We start from the raw sequence: 20,006 nt of genomic DNA, 5'->3' as shown, positions 1-20,006 counted from the left end.
ATGCCGAGAACCGCGGACGTGCGAGTGCATCGAACAGCTTACCGTGCCCATTACCACACGACGCAACCCCACCCCTCCCGTGACGCTCCCCTCTTCCTGATTCGGGGGACTCCACGGGGATTGCGGGCGAATTGTTCCGTGCGTCACACCCGGTGAGTCGCCCCCGGACGACCGGCTCGTACGCTGTCCGGGTGGAGATCCATTCTGCCGGTGACGACGATCTTGACCTCGAGCACGACGACCCCGACGTCGTCGCGTCCGGACCCGGGGTGACCCGCCGCCCGGTCACCGCCGCGGAGAACCTGCGCGCCTCCCGCGGCTGGTGGGACGCCGACGCCGACAACTACCAGTCCGAGCACGGCGAGTTCCTCGGCGAGGCCGACTTCGTGTGGTGCCCGGAGGGGCTGCGCGAGGCCGACGCGAAGCTGCTCGGCGACGTCGCCGGCCGCCGGGTGCTGGAGCTGGGCTGCGGCGCGGCGGCCGCGGCCCGCTGGCTGGCCGCGCAGGGCGCCGAGGTGGTGGCGATGGACCTGTCCGCGGGCATGCTGCGCCATGCCGAGCAGGCCGCCGCCCGCACCGGCCTCACGGTGCCGCTGGTGCAGGCCGACGCGAGCGCGCTGCCCTTCGCCGACGGGGCCTTCGACGTCGCCTGCACCGCGTTCGGCGCGGTGCCGTTCGTCGACGACTCGGCGCTGGTCATGCGCGAGGTGTACCGGGTGCTCAAGCCGGGCGGGCGCTGGGTCTTCTCGGTCACCCACCCGATGCGCTGGATCTTCCTCGACGACCCCACCGAGGGGGGCCTGCGGGCGGTGCACTCCTACTTCGACCGCCGGCCCTACGTCGAGTACGACGAGCACGGCGCGGCGACCTACGTCGAGCACCACCGGACCATGGGCGACCGGCTGCGTGAGCTGCTCGGTGCGGGCTTCACCCTGGTCGACCTGATCGAGCCGGAGTGGCCCGAGGGCCACGAGCAGATCTGGGGCCAGTGGTCCCCGCTGCGCGGGCGCCTCTTCCCCGGCACCGCCATCTTCGTAGCCGCGAAGCCGGCCGCCTGACCGCCGCAATTGCACTTTTCGCGAAACCGCGCGGACTGGGTTGCGCCGGGCGGATGATCAGGGCGTGGCAATGGGGATATTCAGGACAAAGCGCATCGAAGCCGAGATGGCCGAGACGGTGGAGCCTGAACACAGACTCAAGAAGAACCTGTCCACCCTCGACCTGATCATCTTCGGCGTCGCCGTGATCATCGGCACCGGCATCTTCGTGCTGACCGGCCGTCAGGCCGCGGTCAACGCCGGGCCCGCGATCGTGATCTCGTTCGTGGTGGCCGGCATCGTCTGCGCCCTGGCGGCGCTCTGCTACGCCGAGTTCGCCTCGACCGTGCCGGTGGCCGGCTCGGCCTACACCTACTCCTACGCGACCCTGGGCGAGATCGTCGCCTGGATCATCGGCTGGGACCTGGTGCTCGAACTCGGCCTGGGCGCCGCGGTGGTGGCGCGCGGCTGGTCGGCGTACCTGGCGAACCTGCTCAGCCTGCCCGCCTGGGTGGCCGGCGAGAAGGCGATCCCCGACTTCGGGGCGATCTTCATCGTGGCGGTCTGCACCATCGTGGGCGTGCTCGGCACGAAGCTGTCCAGCCGGGTCTCCGGCGTGCTGGTCGCCGTCAAGCTGGCCGTGGTGGTGCTGGTGATCGTCGTGGGCGCCTTCTTCATCAAGATGGCGAACTACAAGCCGTTCATCCCGCCCGCCGAGCCGGCCGCGCAGACCGGGGCCGGGGTGTGGCACACCCCGCTGTCCCAACTGCTGCTCGGCATCGAGCCGGTGCACTTCGGCATCCCCGGCATCCTGGCCGCCGCCGCGATCGTCTTCTTCGCCTACATCGGCTTCGACATCGTGGCGACCACGGCCGAGGAGGTGCGCAACCCGCAGCGGGACATGCCCCGCGGCATCATCGGCTCGCTGGTCATCTGCACCCTGCTCTACGTGCTGGTCTCCCTGGTCATCACCGGCATGGTGCACTACACCGAGCTGGCCGTCGACGCGCCGCTGGCGCACGCCTTCGACGTGGTCGGCCAGCCCTGGGTCGCCAAGCTCATCTCGCTGGGCGCGATCTGCGGCATCACCACCGTGGTCCTGGTGCTGCTGCTCGGCCAGGTCCGCGTGCTGTTCGCGATGTCCCGCGACGGGCTGCTGCCGGTCGGCATGGCCAGGGTGCACCGGACCTACGGCACCCCGTACCTGATCACCGTGGGGGTCGGCGTCATCGTCGCCCTGATGGCCGCGTTCATCCCGTTGGAGAAGCTGTCCGAGCTGGTCAGCATCGGCACGCTGTTCGCCTTCTTCGTGGTCGCGCTCGGCGTGATCGTGCTGCGCAAGACCCGGCCCGACCTGCCGCGCCCGTTCCGGGTGCCGTGGGTGCCGCTGGTGCCGATCCTGGCCGCACTGGCCAGCCTGTGGCTGATGCTCAACCTGCCCGTCGACACCTGGGTCCGCTTCGCGATCTGGATGGTCATCGGCTTCGTCATCTACTTCGTGTATAGCTACCACCACAGCCGCGAGCGGCCCGGTATGCAGTACGACCGGGAGCGTGCCAAGGAGACGTACGTGCCGCCCAAGGCCGAATAGCACCCGCACCGCACCTCAGGTGCCGCCCGATACGGGCGGCACCTGCTTTTTGCGTCCGCGATGCGCGCCTGACATTGATTCTTGTAACAATGTCTATGTACTCTCCGAGCCAGCTGCCGTCCAAACAGGACGGCATTCGGTTCTGGGGAGGAACACGTGCCGACCAACCGGACCTGGCGTGCCCGCCTGCTGGCATTCGCCGCGATCACCGCCACCACCCTGGCCACCGTCGTGGCCCTGCCGTCACCCGCACTCGCCGCCGGCGCGCCCTACCGGGCCGCCCCAGTCCCGATCACCGCCCCCGCCGCCGCCGCGGACACCACCGTCATCCCCGGCGCCTACCTGGTCACCTTCCGCGCGGGCGCGGACCGCGGGGTCGCGCTGCGGGCGCTGAAGACCACGGCCCGCCTCGACTTCGGGGCCACCGTCAACGGCTTCGCCGCCGAGCTGACCGCCGCCCAGGTGCGCGAGCTGTCGCACAGCGCCGACGTGCTGGCCATCGAGCGCGACGCCTGGCACCACCACGTGCTCGACACCACGCAGACCAACCCGCCCGCGTGGGGCATCGACCGCATCGACCAGAACGCGCTGCCGCTGTCGGCCGGCTACACGTACACCGCGACCGGCGCGGGCGTGCACGCGTACATCATCGACTCGGGCGTCGACGCCGCCCACCCGAACTTCGGCGGCCGCGCCCAGTTCAACTACAACGCGATCGACAGCAACAACACCGACTGCAACGGCCACGGCACGCACGTGGCGGGCACCATCGGCTCCACCTCGTACGGCGTGGCGAAGTCCGCGACGCTGCACGGCGTGAAGTGGCTCAACTGCGCCGGCAGCGGCACCACGTCCGGGGCCGTCGCCGCGGTCAACTGGGTGCGCACCAACCACGTCAAGCCGGCCGTGGCCAACACCTCGTGGAACATGACGTACAGCGCGACGCTGGCCACCGCGCTGACCAACCTGATGAACGCCGGCGTGTTCCTGGCCACCTCGGCCGGCAACACCGGCGGCAACTCGTGCGACCGGCTGCCCCGCAACCTGACCGCCGCGTTGGTGGTCGCGGCCACCACGTCCACCGACGCCCGCGCCAGCTACTCCTCCACCGGCTCCTGCGTCGACGTCTACGGACCCGGCTCGGCCATCGTGTCCACCCTGCCCGGCAACACCACCGGCAGCTACAACGGCACCTCGATGTCCACCCCGCACGCCGCCGGCATCGCCGTGCTCTACAAGGCGACGTACGGCGACGCCAGCCAGGCGACCATCCACGCCTGGGTCGTCAACAACGCCACCACGGGCGTCGTCACCGGCAGCCTCTCCGGCACGCCGAACCGCCTGCTGAACAAGCGGACCCTGTAAAGGGTCCGCGCGCACCGGGTGTGCCTCCACCGCCCGGTGCGCGCCGCTCCGGCCGCGGGTCCCGCCGCGCGCCGGAGCGGCGCTCCACCCGTGTCCGCCGACCGACGGCGGCGCGCTGAGCTAGTGTCACGATCGTGAGCGCCTCGACCGTACTCGTCATGGGAGTCTCCGGCAGCGGCAAGAGCACCATCGGCACGCAGCTGGCCAAACGCCTCGGCGCGATCTTCGCCGACGGCGACGACCTGCACCCGCAGGCCAACGTGATGAAGATGTCGGCCGGCATCCCGCTGACCGACGAAGACCGTGCACCCTGGCTGCGGCTGTGCGCCCAGTGGCTGGCCGAGCAGCAGGACGAGGGCATCCCCGCGGTGCTGGCCTGCTCCGCGCTCAAGCGCTCCTATCGCGACCTGCTGCGCGAGGCCGCACCCGGCCTGGCCGTCGTGTACCTGGACGGCCCCCGCGAGCTGCTGGCCTCGCGCCTGTCGAACCGCCCCGGGCACTTCTTCAACCCGCGCCTGCTCGACTCCCAGCTCGCCGACCTGGAGAAGCCCGGCGGCGACGAGGCGGCGATCGTCATCCCGATCACGCTGGCCCCGGACGAGATCATCGATCAGGCCGTGGCCGCGCTGGCCCGAGCCTGATCCCCGCCCCGGCCCACCACGCCGGGCAGCGATCCGGATCGGCTCAGGCCGTGCCGCGCCGACCCGGCCGCGCACGGCCATCTCGATCATGAGGTTGTGCCGCCGACACGCCGCCGAGCCGTGCCATAGGTTCATGATCATCGCGGATGGGCGGGGCCGGCAGGGCCGGCCCCGCGGGTGGTCAGTGGTCGGCTTCGTTCCAGTCGTGGCCGACGCCGACGGAGACCTCCAGCGGCACGGACAGGTCGACGGCACCGCCCATCTCGCGGCGGACCAGCGCCTCCAGGGTCTCCCGCTCGCCGGCGGCGACCTCGAACACGAGCTCGTCGTGGACCTGCAGCAGCATCCGCGAGGTCAGCCCCTCGGCCCGCAGCGCCCGGTCGACCCGCAGCATGGCCAGCTTGATGACATCGGCGGCCGAGCCCTGGATCGGGGCGTTGAGCGCCATGCGCTCGGCCATCTCGCGCCGCTGCCGGTTGTCGCTGACCAGGTCGGGCAGGAAGCGGCGGCGGCCCAGGATGGTGGCCGTGTAACCGTCCTTGCGCGCCTGGTCGACGACCGCGTGCAGGTAGTCGCGCACGCCGCCGAAGCGGGCGAAGTAGTCCTCCATGAGCCCGGTCGCCTCGGCGGTGGAGATGCCCAGCTGCTGCGACAGCCCGTACGCGGACAGGCCGTACGCCAGCCCGTACGACATGGCCTTGATCCTGCGCCGTTGCTCGGCGGACACCTGGTCGGTGGCGAAGACCTTCGACGCGACCGTGGTGTGCAGGTCCTCGCCGGTGGCGAAGGCCTCGATCAGGCCCGCGTCCTGGGACAGGTGCGCCATGATGCGCATCTCGATCTGGCTGTAGTCGGCCGTCAGCAGCGACTCGTAGCCCGGCCCGACCACGAAGGCGCGGCGGATGCGCCGGCCCTCCTCGGTGCGGATCGGCACGTTCTGCAGGTTCGGGTCGGTGCTGGACAGCCGGCCGGTCGCAGCCACGGTCTGGAAGAACGTGGTGTGGATGCGGCCGTCGTCGCTGACCGACTTGAGCAGGCCGTCGACCGTGGACTTCAGCTTGGCGACGTCGCGGTGGCGCAGCAGGTGCTCCAGCACCGGGTGCCCGGTCTGCGCGAACAGCCACTGCAGCGCGTCGGCGTCGGTGGTGTACCCCGTCTTGATCTTCTTGGTCTTGGGCAGGTTCAGCTCGCCGAACAGGATCTCCTGCAGCTGCTTGGGCGAACCGAGGTTGAACTCGCGGCCCACGTCACCGTACGCGGCCTGCGCCGCCGCCTTCACCTCGCCGGCGAACTGCGCCTCCAGCTCGGTGAGGTAGTCGGTGTCGGCGGCGATGCCGACCCGCTCCATCGCGGCCAGCACCGGCACCAGCGGCAGCTCCACGTCGGCCAGCAGCCGCTCGCCGTCGCCGCGGTCCAGCTCCCCGCCCAGCGCGTCGACCAGGTCGAGCGTCGCCCGGGCGCGCAGCATCAGCGCCTCCTCGGCGGCGTGGTCGGCGGTGCCGTCACCGAAGTCCAGCGCGAGCTGGCCGGTGTCGTTCGCCTCCGCCCGCAGCTCCCGGTGCAGGTAGCGCACCGCCAGGTCGGCCAGGTCGTAGGAGCGCTGGTCGGGACGGGCCAGGTAGGCCGCGAGCGCGGTGTCGTGGGTCAGGCCGTTGAGGTCCCAGCCGCGGGCCTGCAGGGCCAGCAGCGCGGGCTTGGCGTCGTGCAGCACCTTCGGCTTGGCCGGGTCGGCCAGCCAGGCCGCCAGCGCCGCGTCGTCGGCCGGTTCCAGCTCGGTCGGGTCGACCCACACGGCGGCGTGGTCGGCGGCCAGCGCCAGCCCCGTCAGCGTGCCCGTGCCCCGGCCGAAGGTGCCGGCCACGGCGATGCCGACCGGGCCCGTCACCTGCTCACTGAGCCAGGCCGCCAGCGCGCCGGGCTCGGTGAGCACGGTGCCGTCGATGTCGAAGCCGGCCTCAGCCTCCGGCTCGGCGGTGTCGAGGTACTGGTACAGCCGGTCGCGCAGCACGCGGAACTGCAGCGTGTCGAAGACCTGGTGCACCGCCTCGCGGTCCCAGGTGGTCCAGTGCGTGGCGGGCAGCTCCAGCGGCAGGTCGAGGTCGTCGCGCAGCAGGTTGATCTGCTGGTTGCGCATCACCCCGGCCAGGTGCTCGCGCAGGCTCTCCCCCGCCTTGCCCTTGATCTCGTCGACCCGGGCGATGACGCCTTCGAGGCCGTCGTACTGATTGATCCACTTGGCGGCGGTCTTCGGGCCCACGCCCGGCACGCCGGGCAGGTTGTCGCTGGACTCGCCGACCAGCGCGGCCAGGTCGCGGTAGCGCTCGGGGCCGACGCCGTACTTCTCCAGCACCGCCGCCGGGTCCATGCGGGCCAGGTCGGACACGCCCTTGCGCGGGTACAGCACCGTGACGTCCTTGGTGACCAGCTGGTACGCGTCGCGGTCGCCGGTGCAGATCAGCACCCGCATGCCGGCCTCGCGGCCCTGCCGGGCGAGCGTGGCGATGATGTCGTCGGCCTCGTAGCCCGCCAGCTCCACGTGCTTGACCTGCAGTGCGTCCAGCACCTCCTGGACCAGGCTGACCTGCCCCTTGAAGTCCGTCGGCGTCTCCGACCGGCCCGCCTTGTACTCGGCGTACTGATCGGTGCGGAACGAATGCCGCGACACGTCGAACGCCACCGCGATGTGGGTGGGCTTCTCGTCGCGCAGCACGTTGATCAGCATCGAGGTGAAGCCGTACACGGCGTTGGTGGGCTGCCCCGTCGACGTCGAGAAGTTCTCCACCGGCAGCGCGAAGAACGCCCGGTAAGCCAGCGAATGCCCGTCAAGCAGCAGCAGCGTCTCAGTCACCCGAAGAGCTTATGCCCTCCCCCCGACGCCCCGTCCCACCCGCCGCCGCACCCCCACCCCTGCGCCGCCCTGCGCCGCGTTGATCATGAACTTATGGCACGGCTCGACGGTGTGTCGCGACCACAACTTCATGATCACCGACGTCGAGGTCAGGCCTTCGGGGCGGCCGGCTCGGTGATGCGTACGCCGACGGTGCCGTTCGCGCCGCGGCGGATGCGGCTGCCCCAGAGGGTGATGCGGCCGAGGATGCCGTACTTCTTGGCCAGCAGGTGGCGCACCGCCTCGGTCTCCGCCGCGCCGAGCAGCTTCGCGCGGGCCGGGATGGTCGGGCCGGTGACCTTGCCGCGCAGGTCGCAGTCGCTGATGGTGACCTTGCTGCTGCGCCGCAGCCGCTTCACCTTGCCGCTGTCGGCGACGGTCCACACATAGATCCCGGCCCCGTCGCGCACCGCCCAGACCGGCGTCGGCACCGCCCGCCCGTCCTTACGAAACGTGGTGACCAGCAGATAGTTCCCGAACTCGAGATCCGCGACGGTAGCCATGCGCCCACCCTAATTGCCGCGGCCCCCGGCACTCGACCAGCAACCCGCACCCCTGCCGGCCCACACCCAGTCGATCATGAAGTTGTGGGCACGACACACCGTCGAGCCGTGCCATAAGTTCATGATCAACGCATGAGAGGCGGGTGGGTCAGAGGACTTTGCTGAGGAAGTCGCGGGTGCGGGGGTGTTGGGGGTTGGCGAGGACTTCGCGGGGGGCGCCGGATTCGACGACGACCCCCTCGTCCATGAAGATGAGCTGGTCGCCGACCTCGCGGGCGAAGCCGATCTCGTGGGTGACCACGACCATGGTCATGCCGGAGCGGGCCAGGTCCTTCATGGCGTCCAGGACGTCGCCGACCAGTTCCGGGTCCAGGGCGCTGGTGGGCTCGTCGAAGAGCATCAGTTTGGGGTCCATCGCCAGGGCGCGGGCGATGGCCACGCGCTGCTGCTGTCCCCCGGACAGCTGCGACGGGTAGTTGCCCGCCTTCTCGGCCAGGCCGACCCGGTCGAGCAGCTCGATGCCGCGCCGCCGCGCCTGCGCCTTGCTCTGCCCCTTGACCAGCGTCGGGGCCTCCATCACGTTCTCCAGCGCGCACATGTGCGGGAACAGGTTGAACCGCTGGAACACCATGCCGATCTCGCGGCGCTGCGCGGCGACCGCCTTGTCGTGCAGCTCGTGGAGCTTGTCGCCCTTCTGCTGGTATCCGACGAGTTTCCCGTCCACCCAGATCCGGCCGGCGTCGATCTTCTCCAGGTGGTTGATGCAGCGCAGGAACGTCGACTTGCCGGAGCCGGACGGGCCCAGCACCACGCACACGTTGCCGCGCGGCACCGTCACGTCGATGCCGCGCAGCACCTTGACGTGGCCGAACGCCTTGTGCACGTTCTCGGCCCGGACCATGGGCCCGGCGTCCGCGGACGGCTCGTCGTCCGGAGCGCGATGGCGCGCGGGTGTGCTCATGCCTTCTCCTCGCTGCGCTCGCTCATGGCAGCTCCGGGTTCGCTCCGTGCTCGGCGGCCAGGCCTTCGAGCTTCATCTTCGCCTTGTCGGCGCGGCCGTAGCCGCGGGAGAAGCGCTTCTCCAGGAAGTATTGACCGACCAGCAGGATGCTGACCAGGAACAGGTACCACAGCATCGCCGCGACCAGCATCGGGAAGATCAGGAAGTACCGGTTGCCGATGGCGGAGAGCTGGAAGAACAGTTCGTCGGTGACCGGCACCGCGATGAGCAGCGAGGTGTCCTTGAGCATGGCGATGGACTCGTTGCCGGTGGGCGGGATGATGACCCGCATCGCCTGCGGCAGCACCACGCGGCGCAGCGCCTGGCCGCGGCTCATGCCGAGCGCGGTGGCCGCCTCGTCCTGGCCCGGGTCGACCGAGAGCATGCCGGCCCGCACGATCTCGGCCATGTACGCCGCCTCCGACAGCGCCAGACCCAGCACGCCGACCGTGAACCCGCTGAGCAGGTCGCGGGTGTCGAGCCCGAACAGCCGCCACTGCGCGTCCTCGACGCCGAACAGGCGGCCGAGATAGGTGTCGAACGGAACGCCGACCTCCAGCCGCGACCACAGGATGCCCAGGTTGCCCATGACGATGAGCAGCACGTACCGGGGCACGGCCCGGAAGAACCAGGTGTAGGCCCAGGCCACGCCACGCAGGATCGGGTTGTTCGACAGCCGTGCGACGGCGACGACGATGCCCAGCAGCACACCGATGATCATCGACAGAATCGTGATCACGACCGTGCCGGCGACGCCGCGCAGCACCGGCGGCGTGAACATGTTGCGGAACATGAATTCCCAGTGGAAGGCGTCGTTCGTGAGCAGCAGGTGCACGAACATCGCCACCAGCACCGCGATCACGGCGACGGCGACCCACCGTCCCGGGTGCCGGACCGGGATCGCCTTGATCGGTTCGGCGTCCCGCGGCACCGGGGTGGCCGACGTGTCCGGGATGGTCATGGCCTACGGGTTGATCTGCGCGCTGGGCACGGCGCCCGCCTGCACGCCCCAGTTGCTCAGGATCTGCTCGTACGCGCCGTTCTTGATCAGCTCATCGACCGCGGCCTGCAGCGCCTTGGCCATCTCGACCTGGTCCTTGGCGACCACGTAACCGTAGGGAGCCGAGTCGTAGACGCCGCCGAGCAGCTCCAGCTGGCCGTTGGACTGCTTCACCGCGTACGCCGTGATGGGCGAGTCGGCCAGCATGGCGTCGTCCTTGCCGGACACCACGGAGGTGGCGACCTGGTCCTGACCCGCGTAGGGCTGGATGGTCACGGCGGGCTTGCCCCCGGCGACACACGCCTCGGAGCGCTTGGTGATGTCCTCGAACTGCACCGTGTCCTTCTGCACCGCGATGCGCTTGCCGCACGGCTCGTCGGGGTTGACCCCGGCCGGGTTGCCCGTCTTGGTCGCCCACTGCGTGCCGGCGCTGTAGTAGGTCACCATCTGCGCCTGCTTCTTGCGCTCGTCGTTGACGGTGAACGAGGAGACGCCGACCTCGTACTTGCCGGACATCACGCCCGGGATGATGTCACCGAAGGTGGACGGCTGGAACTCGGCGGTCAGCCCGAGGGTCTGCGCGACGGCCTTGAACAGGTCGACGTCGAAGCCGACCACGGTCGAGCCGTCGGGGGCGAGGAACTCGTTCGGGGCGTACGTCGCGTCGACGCCCACCAGGATCTTGCCGTCCGACTTGACGGCGTCGGGCACCATCGCCGCCAGCGTCGGGTTGACCGACACGCTGGGTCCGGCGCTCGGGGATCCGGACGGCTCGCCGCCGCCGCCACAACCGCCCGCGGCCAGCGCGAGCGCGAACGCCCCGACCGGAATCAGTCTCTTGAGCACATCCATCCCCTTTGCGTACCGTGTGATGATTTACGGTAACGCAAAGTGAGCCACATCCTGGTCTGAACCCGGCCATATCGCCCCGCGAGCACCGTTCGGCACGAATGCGGGCGGCCCGCCGCCCACGCCCCGCAGGACGCGTGCGACGGGCCGCCCGTCAGCCGATCGGCGATCAGGCCACGCCGAGGTAGGCCGCCTTCACCGCCGGGTCGTGCAGCAGGTCCGCGCCTGTGCCCTCCTTGACGATGTTGCCGGTCTCCAGCACGTACGCCCGGTGCGCCCGGGACAGGGCCTGCTGGGCGTTCTGCTCCACCAGCAGCACCGTGGTGCCCTGCTGGTTGATCTCCGTGATGATCGTGAAGATCTGCTGGATGATCATCGGAGCGAGACCCATCGACGGCTCGTCGAGCAGCAGCAGCTTCGGCCGCGCCATCAGCGCCCGGCCCACCGCGAGCATCTGCTGCTCACCGCCGGACAGCGTGCCACCGGCCTGCTTGCGGCGCTCGAGCAGACGCGGGAACAGGCCGAACACCCGCTCCATGTCCTGCGCGATCGCGGCGCTGTCGCGCCGGATGTACGCGCCCATCTCCAGGTTCTCCTGCACCGACATACCCGGGAACACGCCCCGGCCCTCCGGCGCCTGGCAGATGCCGCGGGCCACCCGCAGGTCCGCCCGGACCTTGCTGATGTCCTCGCCGTTGAAGCGGATCGCCCCGGAGGACACCGCCCGCAGGCCCGAGATTGCCCGCATGATCGTCGACTTGCCGGCGCCGTTGGCGCCGATCAGCGCGACGACCTCACCCTCGTTGACGTGCAGGCTGATGCCGTGCAGCGCCTGGATCCGCCCGTAGTGCAGCGTGATGTCATCGATCTCAAGCAGCATCGGGAACCCCCAGGTACGCCGCGACCACCTTCGGATTGTCCCGCACTTCCTCGGGAGTCCCCTCAGCGATCTTCCTGCCGAACTCGAGCACGACGATCCGGTCCGTCACACCCATGACCAGTCGCATGTCGTGCTCGATGAGCAGCACGGTCACGCCCGAGTCGCGGATCTTCTTGATCAGCTCGAGCAGCGCCACCTTCTCGGCCGGGTTGAAGCCGGCAGCCGGCTCGTCCAGGCACAGCAGCGAGGGGTTGGTGGCCAGCGCACGGGCGATCTCCAACCGCCGCTGGTCACCGTAGGACAGGTTGCGGGCCAGGTCGTCGCTGCGACCCGTGATGCCCACGAAGGACAGCAGCTCCAGCGCCCGTGCCTTGCTCTGGCGCTCCTCGCGCCAGTGCTTGGGCAGCCGCAGCAGCGCCGTCGGCACGCTGGTGGTGTTGTGTGCGTCCGTGCCGACCAGGACGTTCTCCAGCGCCGTCATCTCCGGGAAGAGACGGATGTTCTGGAACGTCCGGGCCATGCCCATCTTCGTGATCTGGTTGCGCTTCTTGCCACTGACCTGCTCGCCCTTGAACCGGATCTGGCCCTCGGTCGGCAGGTACACGCCCGTCATCGCGTTGAAGCAGGTGGTCTTGCCGGCGCCGTTCGGGCCGATCAGACCGAGGATCTCGCCCTCGTAGAGGGTGAAGTCGACCTGGTTCAGCGCGACCACGCCGCCGAAGCGCAGCGTGACGTTGTCGACCTCCAGCAGAGCTTTACGCTCACTCAACGGGGGCCACCTCCTTCTGCCGGTCCTTGAGCTCCGCCGCACGGCGGCGGTTGGGCCACAGGCCCTGAGGGCGGTAGATCATCACGACGATGAGCAGCGCACCGAAGATGACGAACCGCAGCGACGTCGGGCTGACGTCGATGTGGATGTTGCCCACCTGGACCTGGGTCGGCCAGCCGAACACGTCACCGACCGAGCGCAGCCACTCCGGCAGGTAGATCACCAGGAAGCCGCCCAGGATGGCGCCGCCGATGCTGCCCGCGCCGCCCAGCAGCACCGCCGCCAGCACCAGGATCGAGTTCTCCAGGCTGAACGTCGCCGAGTTGACGAAGTTCGCCTGGCCCGCCCACAGCGAGCCGGACAGGCCGCCGATCGCCGCGCCGATCGCGAACGCCCACAGCTTGAACTTGAACGTGGGCACGCCCATCAGCTCAGCCGCGTCCTCGTCCTCGCGAATGGCCACCCACGCCCGGCCCACCCGGCTGTTGGCCAGGTTCCGGATCAGGAAGATGACTCCGATGATCACGGTCAGCACGAGCCAGTAGTACGGCGTGAACTCGAGCTCGAAGATCGGCTCACCGTCCGGCCACGTGCCCGGCGGGTGGCCGACGCTCGGGATGCCCCGGTCGCCGTTGAGGATCCAGTCCTGGTTCTTCGCCACGATACGGATGATCTCGGCGAAGCCCAGCGTCACGATCGCCAGGTAGTCACCGCGCAGCCGCAGCGTCGGCCAGCCCAGCAGCACACCCGACAGCATCGCCAGGGCGATCGCGATCGGCACCGTCAACAGCCACGGCCACGGGCTCTCCAGCCAGTTGTACTCGGTGATCAGCTTGCTCTCCGGCGACGTCAGCAGCGCCACGGTGTACGCGCCGACCGCGAAGAAGCCGAAGAAGCCGAGGTCGAGCAGACCGGCGTAACCGAGCACCACGTTCAGGCCCAGCGCCAGCAGGATGTAGTACCCGCACTGGAACAGCACACCGGCCATGTCGGAACCGGTCGTGTAGAGCGGCAGGTAGCCGCTGCCCATCGGGATCGGGAAGCCCAGGTTCTCGTAGAACGCCTTCGTCGGCAGCAGGTACAGCAGGACCACGAAGACCACCATGGCGGCGATCCGGGCCGGCTTGGGCATGTCCTGGAAGCGGTCCCGCAGGTTCAGCTTCCAGCGCTGCTTCTTGACAGTCTCGGTCGTCATGCGCGGGCCCTCCCCAGCGATTCTCCCAGCAGACCAGTGGGGCGGAACATCAGCAGGACGAGCAGCACCACGAAGGCGATGACGTTGGTCCAGTTGGAGCCGAACAGCGCCGCGCCGTAGGACTCGACGAGACCCAGCAGCAGGCCGCCGACCAGCGCGCCGCGCAGGTTGCCGATACCGCCGAGCACCGCGGCGGAGAACGCCTTCAGGCCCATCAGGAAGCCCACGTTGAACCGGGTGTTGCCCTGCTTCATGCTGTAGAAGACCGCGGCGACGCCGGCCAGCAGGCCGCCGAGCAGGAACACGAGCGCGATCACGCGGCCCTTGTTCACACCCATCAGCGCGGCGGTGTCGGCGTCCTGCGCCACGGCGCGGATACCGCGCCCGAAGCGGGTCTTCGACACGAACCAGTCCAGGGCGAACATCACGGCGAGCGCGACCACGACGGTCGCCAACTGCAGCGGGTAGACGGTCCAGCCACCGGCCGAGAACAGCGGCTCACCCGGCAGCAGGCCGGGAATGCCCTGCTGGCGGCGCTCGGTGAAGGCGCCCATCAGCTCGGCCAGCACGAACGATGCGCCGATGGCGCTGATCAGGAAGACGAGGGGTGGAGCGTTGCGCTTGCGCAGCGGCCGGTAGGCCACCGCCTCGACGACCATCGCCACACCACCGGAGAACAGTGAGGCGACCACCAGCGAGACGAGGACCAGCAACAGTGCCGTACCCAGGTCCGGGCGGGCCGAGTTGCTGTCGTAACCCATCAGTCCCCAGGTCCACAGCGCGGCGAAGGTGCCGAACATGAAGACCTCGGAGTGGGCAAAGTTGATCAGGCGCAAGACGCCGTAGACCAGGGTGTACCCGAGCGCCACCAGCGCGTAGATCGACCCTTGGGCCAATCCGGTGGTGGTCAGATCAGGGAAACCCTGAATCAGGTCATCGAAATTCACGGGGGCTCCCGAAGGGTTTCTGAAAAGCCGGGTGCGGCCGGAAGGGGGAACCTCCGGCCGCACCGGGTATCAACTGCGAATCACGTGCCGATCGGGAAGGATCAGCTCTTCGGGAGCTGGGTCGGGTTCGCCCAGGCGCCGTCCTTGGCGACGAACGCCCAGATCGAGACCTGCGCCGGGTCGAGCTCGCCGTTGGCCTCCCACTTGTAGGTCACACCGGTGGCGGTGCCGACCCCGTTGTAGGTGCCCAGGAACGCCTGCATGTCGGCACGCGTGGTCTTGCCGGCCTTGAAGCCCTCCAGGAAGACCTTCGTCAGGTCGTACGCCACGTCGGCGTACACGCCCGGGTCGGTGCCGAACTTGGCCTTGAAGTCGGCCACGAAGTTGCCCTTGGCCGCGGTGGCCGGGCCACACGGGCAGGTCACGACCGCGCCCTCGACGTCAGCCTTGCCGGTCACGCTCAGCATGTTGGCGTCGTAGAGGCCGTCGCCACCGATGAAGGTGCCCTTGAAGCCGCCGGCACGCAGCTGCTTCAGGAACGGGGCCGCCTCCGGGGTGTAGCCACCGTAGAACACCGCGGTCGCGCCGCTGTTCTTGACGGCCGTCACGACCGGGCCGAACTCGACCTGCTTCTCGGTGACCTTGTTCTTGCCGACGACGGCTGCGCCGAGGATCTTCTCGACCTCGTCACGCAGGCCGGTGCCGTACGCGGACTGGTCGTCGACGAGGTAGACCTTGTCCGCCTTGGCGACGTCCTTCAGGTAGCGGCCGATGGCCGGGCCCTGCGACAGGTCGTTGCCGACGCCGCGGTGGAAGATCTTCCAGCCCTTGCTGTTCAGGCTCGGGCGGGTGGCGGACTGCGTGATGATCGGCAGGCCGGCCTTGTCGAAGATCGGGTTGGCGACCTCGGACTCACCCGAGAACGCCGGGCCGACCACACCGATGATCTTCTCGTCGGCGACGGCGGCGGTGGCCAGCGGGGCGGCCTTGTCGCCGGAACCCTGCGAGTCGAACGGCACCAGGGTGACGTTGGCGCCCGGGTTGGCGGCGTTGTACTCGGCGATAGCCAGCTCGGCGCCGTTCTTGCCCGGCGTCACGAGACCGGCGGCGTCACCGGTGAGGGCGCCGAAGAAACCGATCTTCAGACCCGAAACGGTGCTGCCACCATTGGTCGCCGGCTCTTCCTTCTTGCATGCAGCGGCGCCACCGGCGACGAGCGCCAAAATGGCGACGCCTCCGAGCACCCGCGCGAGTCGTTGCCTCAAGGCTAGAACCCTCCTCCATCCGAGATCCGGACCCGCCGCCGCCACTGTGCGTGCAGCAAGACCGGAACAGATCGTGAACCACGATCTGGCCTGGGACGTTATCCCACTCACACCCGGATCGGTAAGACCTCGCCTAAGGGTTGACCCAACCGTTACGTGAGCAGCGCCATTCGGGCGCACCCCCCGGTGACCTGCGAGTATCATCCATGCTTCGCCGGCAGGTCCGTGATCCACACGTGCGCCCCGGACCCGTCGTCGGCGATCACCAGAACCCGCCCGCCCGACCCGGCGACCCCCGCGGCGGAGACCCCGGCCGCGCGCAGCGGAGCGGGCGAAGCCACCGCCACCCAGCCCCGATCGGGTGACATGAGCCACAACCGGTACATCTCGCCATCCGAGACGGCAGCCAGCAGACCCGCGTCCGCCACCGCCAGCCCAGCCACCCACGCCACCGGCCCCGGCCGGGTCGAACCGAACGCGCCCGCGTCCGCCCATGCGCCGTCCGCCAGCCGCCACGCCCCGAACCGGTCCCCGCGCAGGCCCACCGCATAAGGCGTCCCGGCCACCACGGCCACCCGGTCGAACTCCTCGTACTCCGGCGAGGCCGGGGCGGGCAGGCGGGTCCAGCGCTCGCCGTCCGGCGAGGTCCACGCCAGCGCGTCGCGGTCGATGCGATCCGCGGGACTCAGCGCCCCGACCATCAGCCAGCCGTCGGGCACCGGCAGCACGTCGTACGCCATCGTCTCGCCACGGGCATCGCCCGCCAGCTCCGGCAGACCCTCCCGGATGGCGAACCCGGTCGCGTCCGGCGACAGCCACACCGCCGCCCCCGCCAGCCGGTTACCCGCGATCGCCCAGCCCCGCGGGCCGCCCGCGAGCCGGGCCGTGTTCACCGCGTCCGGACCGCCGTACAGCTGGAACCCGGCGATCACCTCGTGCAGCGGGCCGTCCGGGCCGCCGTACCACTGGGTCACCCGCGGATTGCCGTGCGCGCCACCGCTGCGCGCCCCCAGCATCGCGATCCGGTCACCGCGGCAGCCCAGCGCGTAGATCGCGGCCCGCTCGCCGTAATAGCTCGTGCCCAGGAACTCCAGCGACCGCCAGGTCTGCCCGTCCGAGCTGGTCCACACCACGGGCCGGGTGACACCGGCCGGATCGGCGAGCGCCCCCGACAGATACCACCGGCCGTCGCAGACCGTCGCATCACCCAGCACCAGCCGGCCCGCCGGACCGGGCGGCGCCGGCAGCGTCAGCTCGCGCCACGACGGGCGCAGCTCGGGCGCGGGCATCGGCGACGGCGCGGCGGCGGTGCACCCGCCCGCCAGAGCGACCAGGAGCACCAGCGCGACCGTGCGGCGACCGGACAGCATGGTCCGATGGTAGGCGCGCCGCCGCGACCGCGCTGACCCCAGCCGCGGCGCACGCCCCTGATCTGCTTACTCGGCGGACTCCGCGGCCGCCGCCTCGACGATGATCCGCTCGGCGACCTCGCGCATCGTCAGGCGGTGATCCATCGCGGTGCGCTGGATCCACTTGAACGCCTGCGGCTCGTTCATGCCGTACTGCGTCATCAGCGCACCCTTGGCCCGCTCCACGGCCTTGCGGGTCTCCAGCCGGTCGTTCAGCCCGGCGACCTCGGCCTCCAGAGCCGCCACCTCGGCGAACCGGGACAGCGCGATCTCGATGGCCGGCACCAGGTCACTCTGCTGGAACGGCTTGACCAGGTATGCCATCGCGCCCGCGGCGCGGGCCCGCTCGACCAGGTCGCGCTGGCTGAACGCGGTCAGGATGATCACCGGGGCGATGCGCGCGCCGGCGATCCGCTCCGCGGCCGCCAGGCCATCCATGATCGGCATCTTGATGTCCAGGATGCACAGGTCGGGGTGCAGCTCCTCGGCCAGCTTCACCGCGGTCTCGCCGTCACCGGCCTCGCCGACCACGTCGTAGCCTTCCTCGCCGAGCATCTCGGCCAGGTCCAGCCTGATCAGCGCCTCGTCCTCCGCGATCAGCACGCGCTTGCGCGCGACGCCTGCCTGCTTCTCGGTCACCGGAACCACAACCCCCACACCACGAATGCCGTTTGCCTACCCGGCAGCCTAGTCGGGTACCATGACCCAAGCTCGCCGGGATGGCGCAACAGGCTGACGCGATCGTCTCAAACACGATTGCCCGAAAGGGCATGCGGGTTCGAATCCCGTTCCCGGCACCAATGTCGTACAGCTGTTCGAGAATCGACCGCTGTGCACCCCCTCGCCATTCGCCATCAGGCTCGGCTCGAGCACCGGAACGGGTCGTCGATCAGCTCGATCGCCGCCCGCCTCGGCCTCCCCTATCAGACGGTGCGCACGTGGTGCCGCGACGATGGAGCACCGGACAGCCAGTTCACCGAGGACCGGTGCTTTCGATGCCGCGACTCCGCGCCGGCAGACCATGAGCAGTACTCCTACCTGCTTGGCCTCTATCTCGGCGACGGCCACCTGGTCACCTCCGCGAAGGTTCCGGTGCTGCGGATCTACTGCACGGCGACCTACACCGCCCTCCTGGACCAGGCAGAAACGGCGATGCTCGCCACACTGGCGAATCGCGTCCAACGCATCCGGCAGAAGGGATGCGTGAGCCTGCAGAGCTACTCGAAACACTGGCCGTGCCTCTTCCCGCAGGCCGGCGCAGGCAAGAAGCACGAGCGGAAGATCGATCTCGAACCCTGGCAGCGCGTTGTCGTCGCCGACCACCCCGGGACCTTCCTCCGCGGACTGTTCCACTCGGACGGATGCCGCGTGCTCAACCGGGTCACCAAGGCAGGCCGGACCTACGAGTATCCCCGCTACCTGTTCGCCAACGAGTCCGCGGACATCCTCGCCCTGTGCGGCTGGGCGCTGGACCAGCTCGGTGTGGCCTGGCGGCTGAACCGCCGCAACTCGCTGTCGGTGGCCCGCCGCGACGCCGTCGCCATGCTCGACGAGCACGTCGGCCCGAAGTCCTGACCGCTCCCGGTCCGCCGCGCAGGGCCGCCCTGTCGCCCACGGTCACCGGCACGTCGCGTACATCGTCCTAGGAATCCAGCCCACAACTGACAGCAGCAACGGTCGGTCGCGGGCTGGACGTCGCCGCTCAGGCCGCGGGCACGAGCTCCGGCTCGGCGGTGACGGCGGGCTGCGCGGCGCGAGCGCGGCGCCAGGCCCGTACCGAGAAACCGATGGCGACGACCCAGAGCACCGCCGCGAGCGGGTAGGCGTACGGCCCGAACTCGGGCTCTACCTTGAACACCCGCAGCAGGCTGCGCATGTTGACGAGCACGATGAGACCGCCCACGAACGCGCCGAGCAGCTGTGCGGGTACGTGGCGGACCAGCCAGGCGGCGATCGGCGCGGCGATGACGCCGCCGACGAGCAGCGCGGCGACGGTCGGCAGCACGAAGCCTTCGGAGCCGAGGCCGATCAGGAAGCCGATGCTGGCGGCGCCGGCGACGAGGAACTCGGAGGTGCCGACGGAGCCGATGACCTTGCGGGGTTCCATGCTGCCGGAGGCGAGCAGGGTCGGCGTGGCGACCGGGCCCCACCCTCCCCCGCCGGTGGCGTCGATGAAGCCGGCGAACAGGCCGAGCGGGGCGAGGAAGCGGCGGGGCAGGTTGCGGGGCCGGGTGGGCCGCAGCGGGCGGGCGAAGCGGAACAGCAGGTATGCGCCGAGCGCGAGCAGGATGCCGGCCGTCCACGGGATGGCGGATTCGGTGGAGATGCTGCTTAGGACGGTGGCTCCGGCGAAGGCGCCGACGGCGCCGGGCAGCGCGATGTTGCGTACGACGCGCCAGTCGACATTGCCGAAGCGCCAGTGGGAGATGCCTGAGGCGAGGGTGGTGCCGACTTCGGCGAGGTGCACGGAGGCGGACGCGGCGGCTGGGGAGATGCCGGCGATGAGGAGCAGGGTGCTGGACGTGACGCCGTATGCCATGCCCAGGGAGCCGTCGACGAGCTGGGCGGCGAGCCCCACCAACGCCATGATCAGCAGTTTTCGCACGGCCGTCGCCCCCTACCGATCCCAGCTTCTTGGTATTTCCGATCAGTTTAATAGGAAAGGTAG

General features: G+C 69.8%; 18 protein-coding genes and 1 tRNA gene. 6 read left to right on the top strand and 13 right to left on the bottom strand.

The features are described 5' to 3' along the window. Window positions 1–269 precede the first annotated feature (269 nt). The 4 genes from F9C41_RS12095 to F9C41_RS12080 all read left to right on the top strand — a co-directional run bounded on the left by F9C41_RS12095 (window position 270) and on the right by F9C41_RS12080 (window position 4,634). The gene (locus F9C41_RS12095; RefSeq protein ID WP_230689541.1) at window positions 270–1,058 is read left to right on the top strand and encodes a class I SAM-dependent methyltransferase; all 789 of its coding nucleotides are present in this window, start codon (window positions 270–272) and stop codon (window positions 1,056–1,058) included. Window positions 1,059–1,164: 106 nt separating this feature from the next. After that, window positions 1,165–2,628 (top strand): amino acid permease, encoded by a 1,464-nt coding sequence (locus tag F9C41_RS12090; RefSeq protein ID WP_230689513.1) that lies wholly within the window; start codon window positions 1,165–1,167, stop codon window positions 2,626–2,628. Window positions 2,629–2,784: 156 nt separating this feature from the next. Continuing rightward, window positions 2,785–3,993, top strand: coding sequence for a S8 family peptidase (locus tag F9C41_RS12085; protein WP_155386761.1), 1,209 nt, complete (start codon window positions 2,785–2,787; stop codon window positions 3,991–3,993). A gap of 134 nt (window positions 3,994–4,127) precedes the next feature. Next, window positions 4,128–4,634, top strand: coding sequence for a gluconokinase (locus F9C41_RS12080; RefSeq protein ID WP_230689512.1), 507 nt, complete (start codon window positions 4,128–4,130; stop codon window positions 4,632–4,634). 181 nt (window positions 4,635–4,815) lie between these two features. On the opposite strand, the gene polA is transcribed toward F9C41_RS12080, so the two are convergent. The 12 genes from polA to F9C41_RS12020 all read right to left on the bottom strand — a co-directional run bounded on the left by polA (window position 4,816) and on the right by F9C41_RS12020 (window position 17,977). Next, window positions 4,816–7,482 (bottom strand): DNA polymerase I, encoded by a 2,667-nt coding sequence (gene polA, locus F9C41_RS12075; RefSeq protein WP_155386760.1) that lies wholly within the window; start codon window positions 7,480–7,482, stop codon window positions 4,816–4,818. A 149-nt stretch (window positions 7,483–7,631) separates the two neighbouring features. Then, complete coding sequence (locus F9C41_RS12070; RefSeq protein ID WP_155386759.1) at window positions 7,632–8,024, bottom strand: PPOX class F420-dependent oxidoreductase; 393 nt, start codon at window positions 8,022–8,024, stop codon at window positions 7,632–7,634. 148 nt (window positions 8,025–8,172) lie between these two features. Continuing rightward, window positions 8,173–8,985 (bottom strand): amino acid ABC transporter ATP-binding protein, encoded by an 813-nt coding sequence (locus tag F9C41_RS12065; protein ID WP_330164754.1) that lies wholly within the window; start codon window positions 8,983–8,985, stop codon window positions 8,173–8,175. Between the two features lie 22 nt (window positions 8,986–9,007). Further along, window positions 9,008–9,985 carry an amino acid ABC transporter permease gene (locus tag F9C41_RS12060; protein WP_155386758.1) on the bottom strand — a complete coding sequence of 326 codons (978 nt, stop codon included), beginning with the start codon at window positions 9,983–9,985 and terminating at the stop codon, window positions 9,008–9,010. A 3-nt stretch (window positions 9,986–9,988) separates the two neighbouring features. Next, on the bottom strand, window positions 9,989–10,876 hold the full coding sequence (locus F9C41_RS12055; protein ID WP_155386757.1) for an ABC transporter substrate-binding protein: 888 nt from the start codon (window positions 10,874–10,876) through the stop codon (window positions 9,989–9,991). Between the two features lie 166 nt (window positions 10,877–11,042). Then, a complete protein-coding gene (locus F9C41_RS12050; RefSeq protein WP_155386756.1) occupies window positions 11,043–11,753 on the bottom strand; it encodes an ABC transporter ATP-binding protein in 711 nt (236 codons plus the stop codon). After that, entirely contained in the window at window positions 11,743–12,522 is a 780-nt protein-coding gene (locus F9C41_RS12045) for an ABC transporter ATP-binding protein (protein WP_230689510.1), read from the bottom strand. Before F9C41_RS12045 ends, F9C41_RS12050 begins: the two co-directional genes overlap by 11 nt. Then, window positions 12,515–13,717 carry a branched-chain amino acid ABC transporter permease gene (locus F9C41_RS12040; RefSeq protein WP_155386754.1) on the bottom strand — a complete coding sequence of 401 codons (1,203 nt, stop codon included), beginning with the start codon at window positions 13,715–13,717 and terminating at the stop codon, window positions 12,515–12,517. The genes F9C41_RS12045 and F9C41_RS12040 overlap by 8 nt, the downstream gene beginning before the upstream one ends. Next, window positions 13,714–14,664 carry a branched-chain amino acid ABC transporter permease gene (locus tag F9C41_RS12035; RefSeq protein ID WP_120316035.1) on the bottom strand — a complete coding sequence of 317 codons (951 nt, stop codon included), beginning with the start codon at window positions 14,662–14,664 and terminating at the stop codon, window positions 13,714–13,716. Before F9C41_RS12035 ends, F9C41_RS12040 begins: the two co-directional genes overlap by 4 nt. Before the next feature lie 101 nt (window positions 14,665–14,765). Continuing rightward, a complete protein-coding gene (locus F9C41_RS12030) occupies window positions 14,766–15,929 on the bottom strand; it encodes a branched-chain amino acid ABC transporter substrate-binding protein (RefSeq protein ID WP_120316036.1) in 1,164 nt (387 codons plus the stop codon). A gap of 200 nt (window positions 15,930–16,129) precedes the next feature. Beyond that, complete coding sequence (locus F9C41_RS12025; protein ID WP_155386753.1) at window positions 16,130–17,299, bottom strand: hypothetical protein; 1,170 nt, start codon at window positions 17,297–17,299, stop codon at window positions 16,130–16,132. Between the two features lie 66 nt (window positions 17,300–17,365). Then, window positions 17,366–17,977 (bottom strand): ANTAR domain-containing response regulator, encoded by a 612-nt coding sequence (locus F9C41_RS12020; protein WP_155374664.1) that lies wholly within the window; start codon window positions 17,975–17,977, stop codon window positions 17,366–17,368. A gap of 74 nt (window positions 17,978–18,051) precedes the next feature. On the opposite strand from F9C41_RS12020, the gene F9C41_RS12015 reads away from it, so the two are divergent. Both F9C41_RS12015 and F9C41_RS12010 read left to right on the top strand, forming a co-directional pair. Then, window positions 18,052–18,138: transfer RNA gene (locus F9C41_RS12015), tRNA-Leu, on the top strand. Window positions 18,139–18,268: 130 nt separating this feature from the next. Continuing rightward, window positions 18,269–18,913: a transcriptional regulator gene (locus tag F9C41_RS12010; RefSeq protein ID WP_230689509.1), complete on the top strand. Its 645-nt coding sequence runs from the start codon at window positions 18,269–18,271 to the stop codon at window positions 18,911–18,913. Window positions 18,914–19,040: 127 nt separating this feature from the next. Here the strand turns inward: F9C41_RS12010 and F9C41_RS12005 are convergent, their stop codons facing one another. Further along, the gene (locus F9C41_RS12005; RefSeq protein ID WP_155386751.1) at window positions 19,041–19,943 is read right to left on the bottom strand and encodes a sulfite exporter TauE/SafE family protein; all 903 of its coding nucleotides are present in this window, start codon (window positions 19,941–19,943) and stop codon (window positions 19,041–19,043) included. Window positions 19,944–20,006: the final 63 nt, after the last annotated feature.

It is taken from the genome of Catellatospora paridis, assembly GCF_009720365.1.
GTDB classification, from domain to species: Bacteria; Actinomycetota; Actinomycetes; order Mycobacteriales; family Micromonosporaceae; genus Catellatospora; species Catellatospora paridis.
Note: the sequence above shows the minus strand (reverse complement) of the source record. Positions and strands in the feature narration are given on the sequence as shown.

Coding starts and splice junctions, on each gene's coding strand:
- F9C41_RS12025 (WP_155386753.1), bottom strand. CDS start 17,299: ATGCTGTCCGGTCGCCGCACGGTCGCGCTGGTGCTCCTGGTCGCTCTG.
- F9C41_RS12055 (WP_155386757.1), bottom strand. CDS start 10,876: ATGGATGTGCTCAAGAGACTGATTCCGGTCGGGGCGTTCGCGCTCGCG.
- F9C41_RS12070 (WP_155386759.1), bottom strand. CDS start 8,024: ATGGCTACCGTCGCGGATCTCGAGTTCGGGAACTATCTGCTGGTCACC.
- F9C41_RS12050 (WP_155386756.1), bottom strand. CDS start 11,753: ATGCTGCTTGAGATCGATGACATCACGCTGCACTACGGGCGGATCCAG.
- F9C41_RS12040 (WP_155386754.1), bottom strand. CDS start 13,717: ATGACGACCGAGACTGTCAAGAAGCAGCGCTGGAAGCTGAACCTGCGG.
- F9C41_RS12065 (WP_330164754.1), bottom strand. CDS start 8,985: ATGAGCACACCCGCGCGCCATCGCGCTCCGGACGACGAGCCGTCCGCG.
- F9C41_RS12060 (WP_155386758.1), bottom strand. CDS start 9,985: ATGACCATCCCGGACACGTCGGCCACCCCGGTGCCGCGGGACGCCGAA.
- F9C41_RS12090 (WP_230689513.1), top strand. CDS start 1,165: ATGGCCGAGACGGTGGAGCCTGAACACAGACTCAAGAAGAACCTGTCC.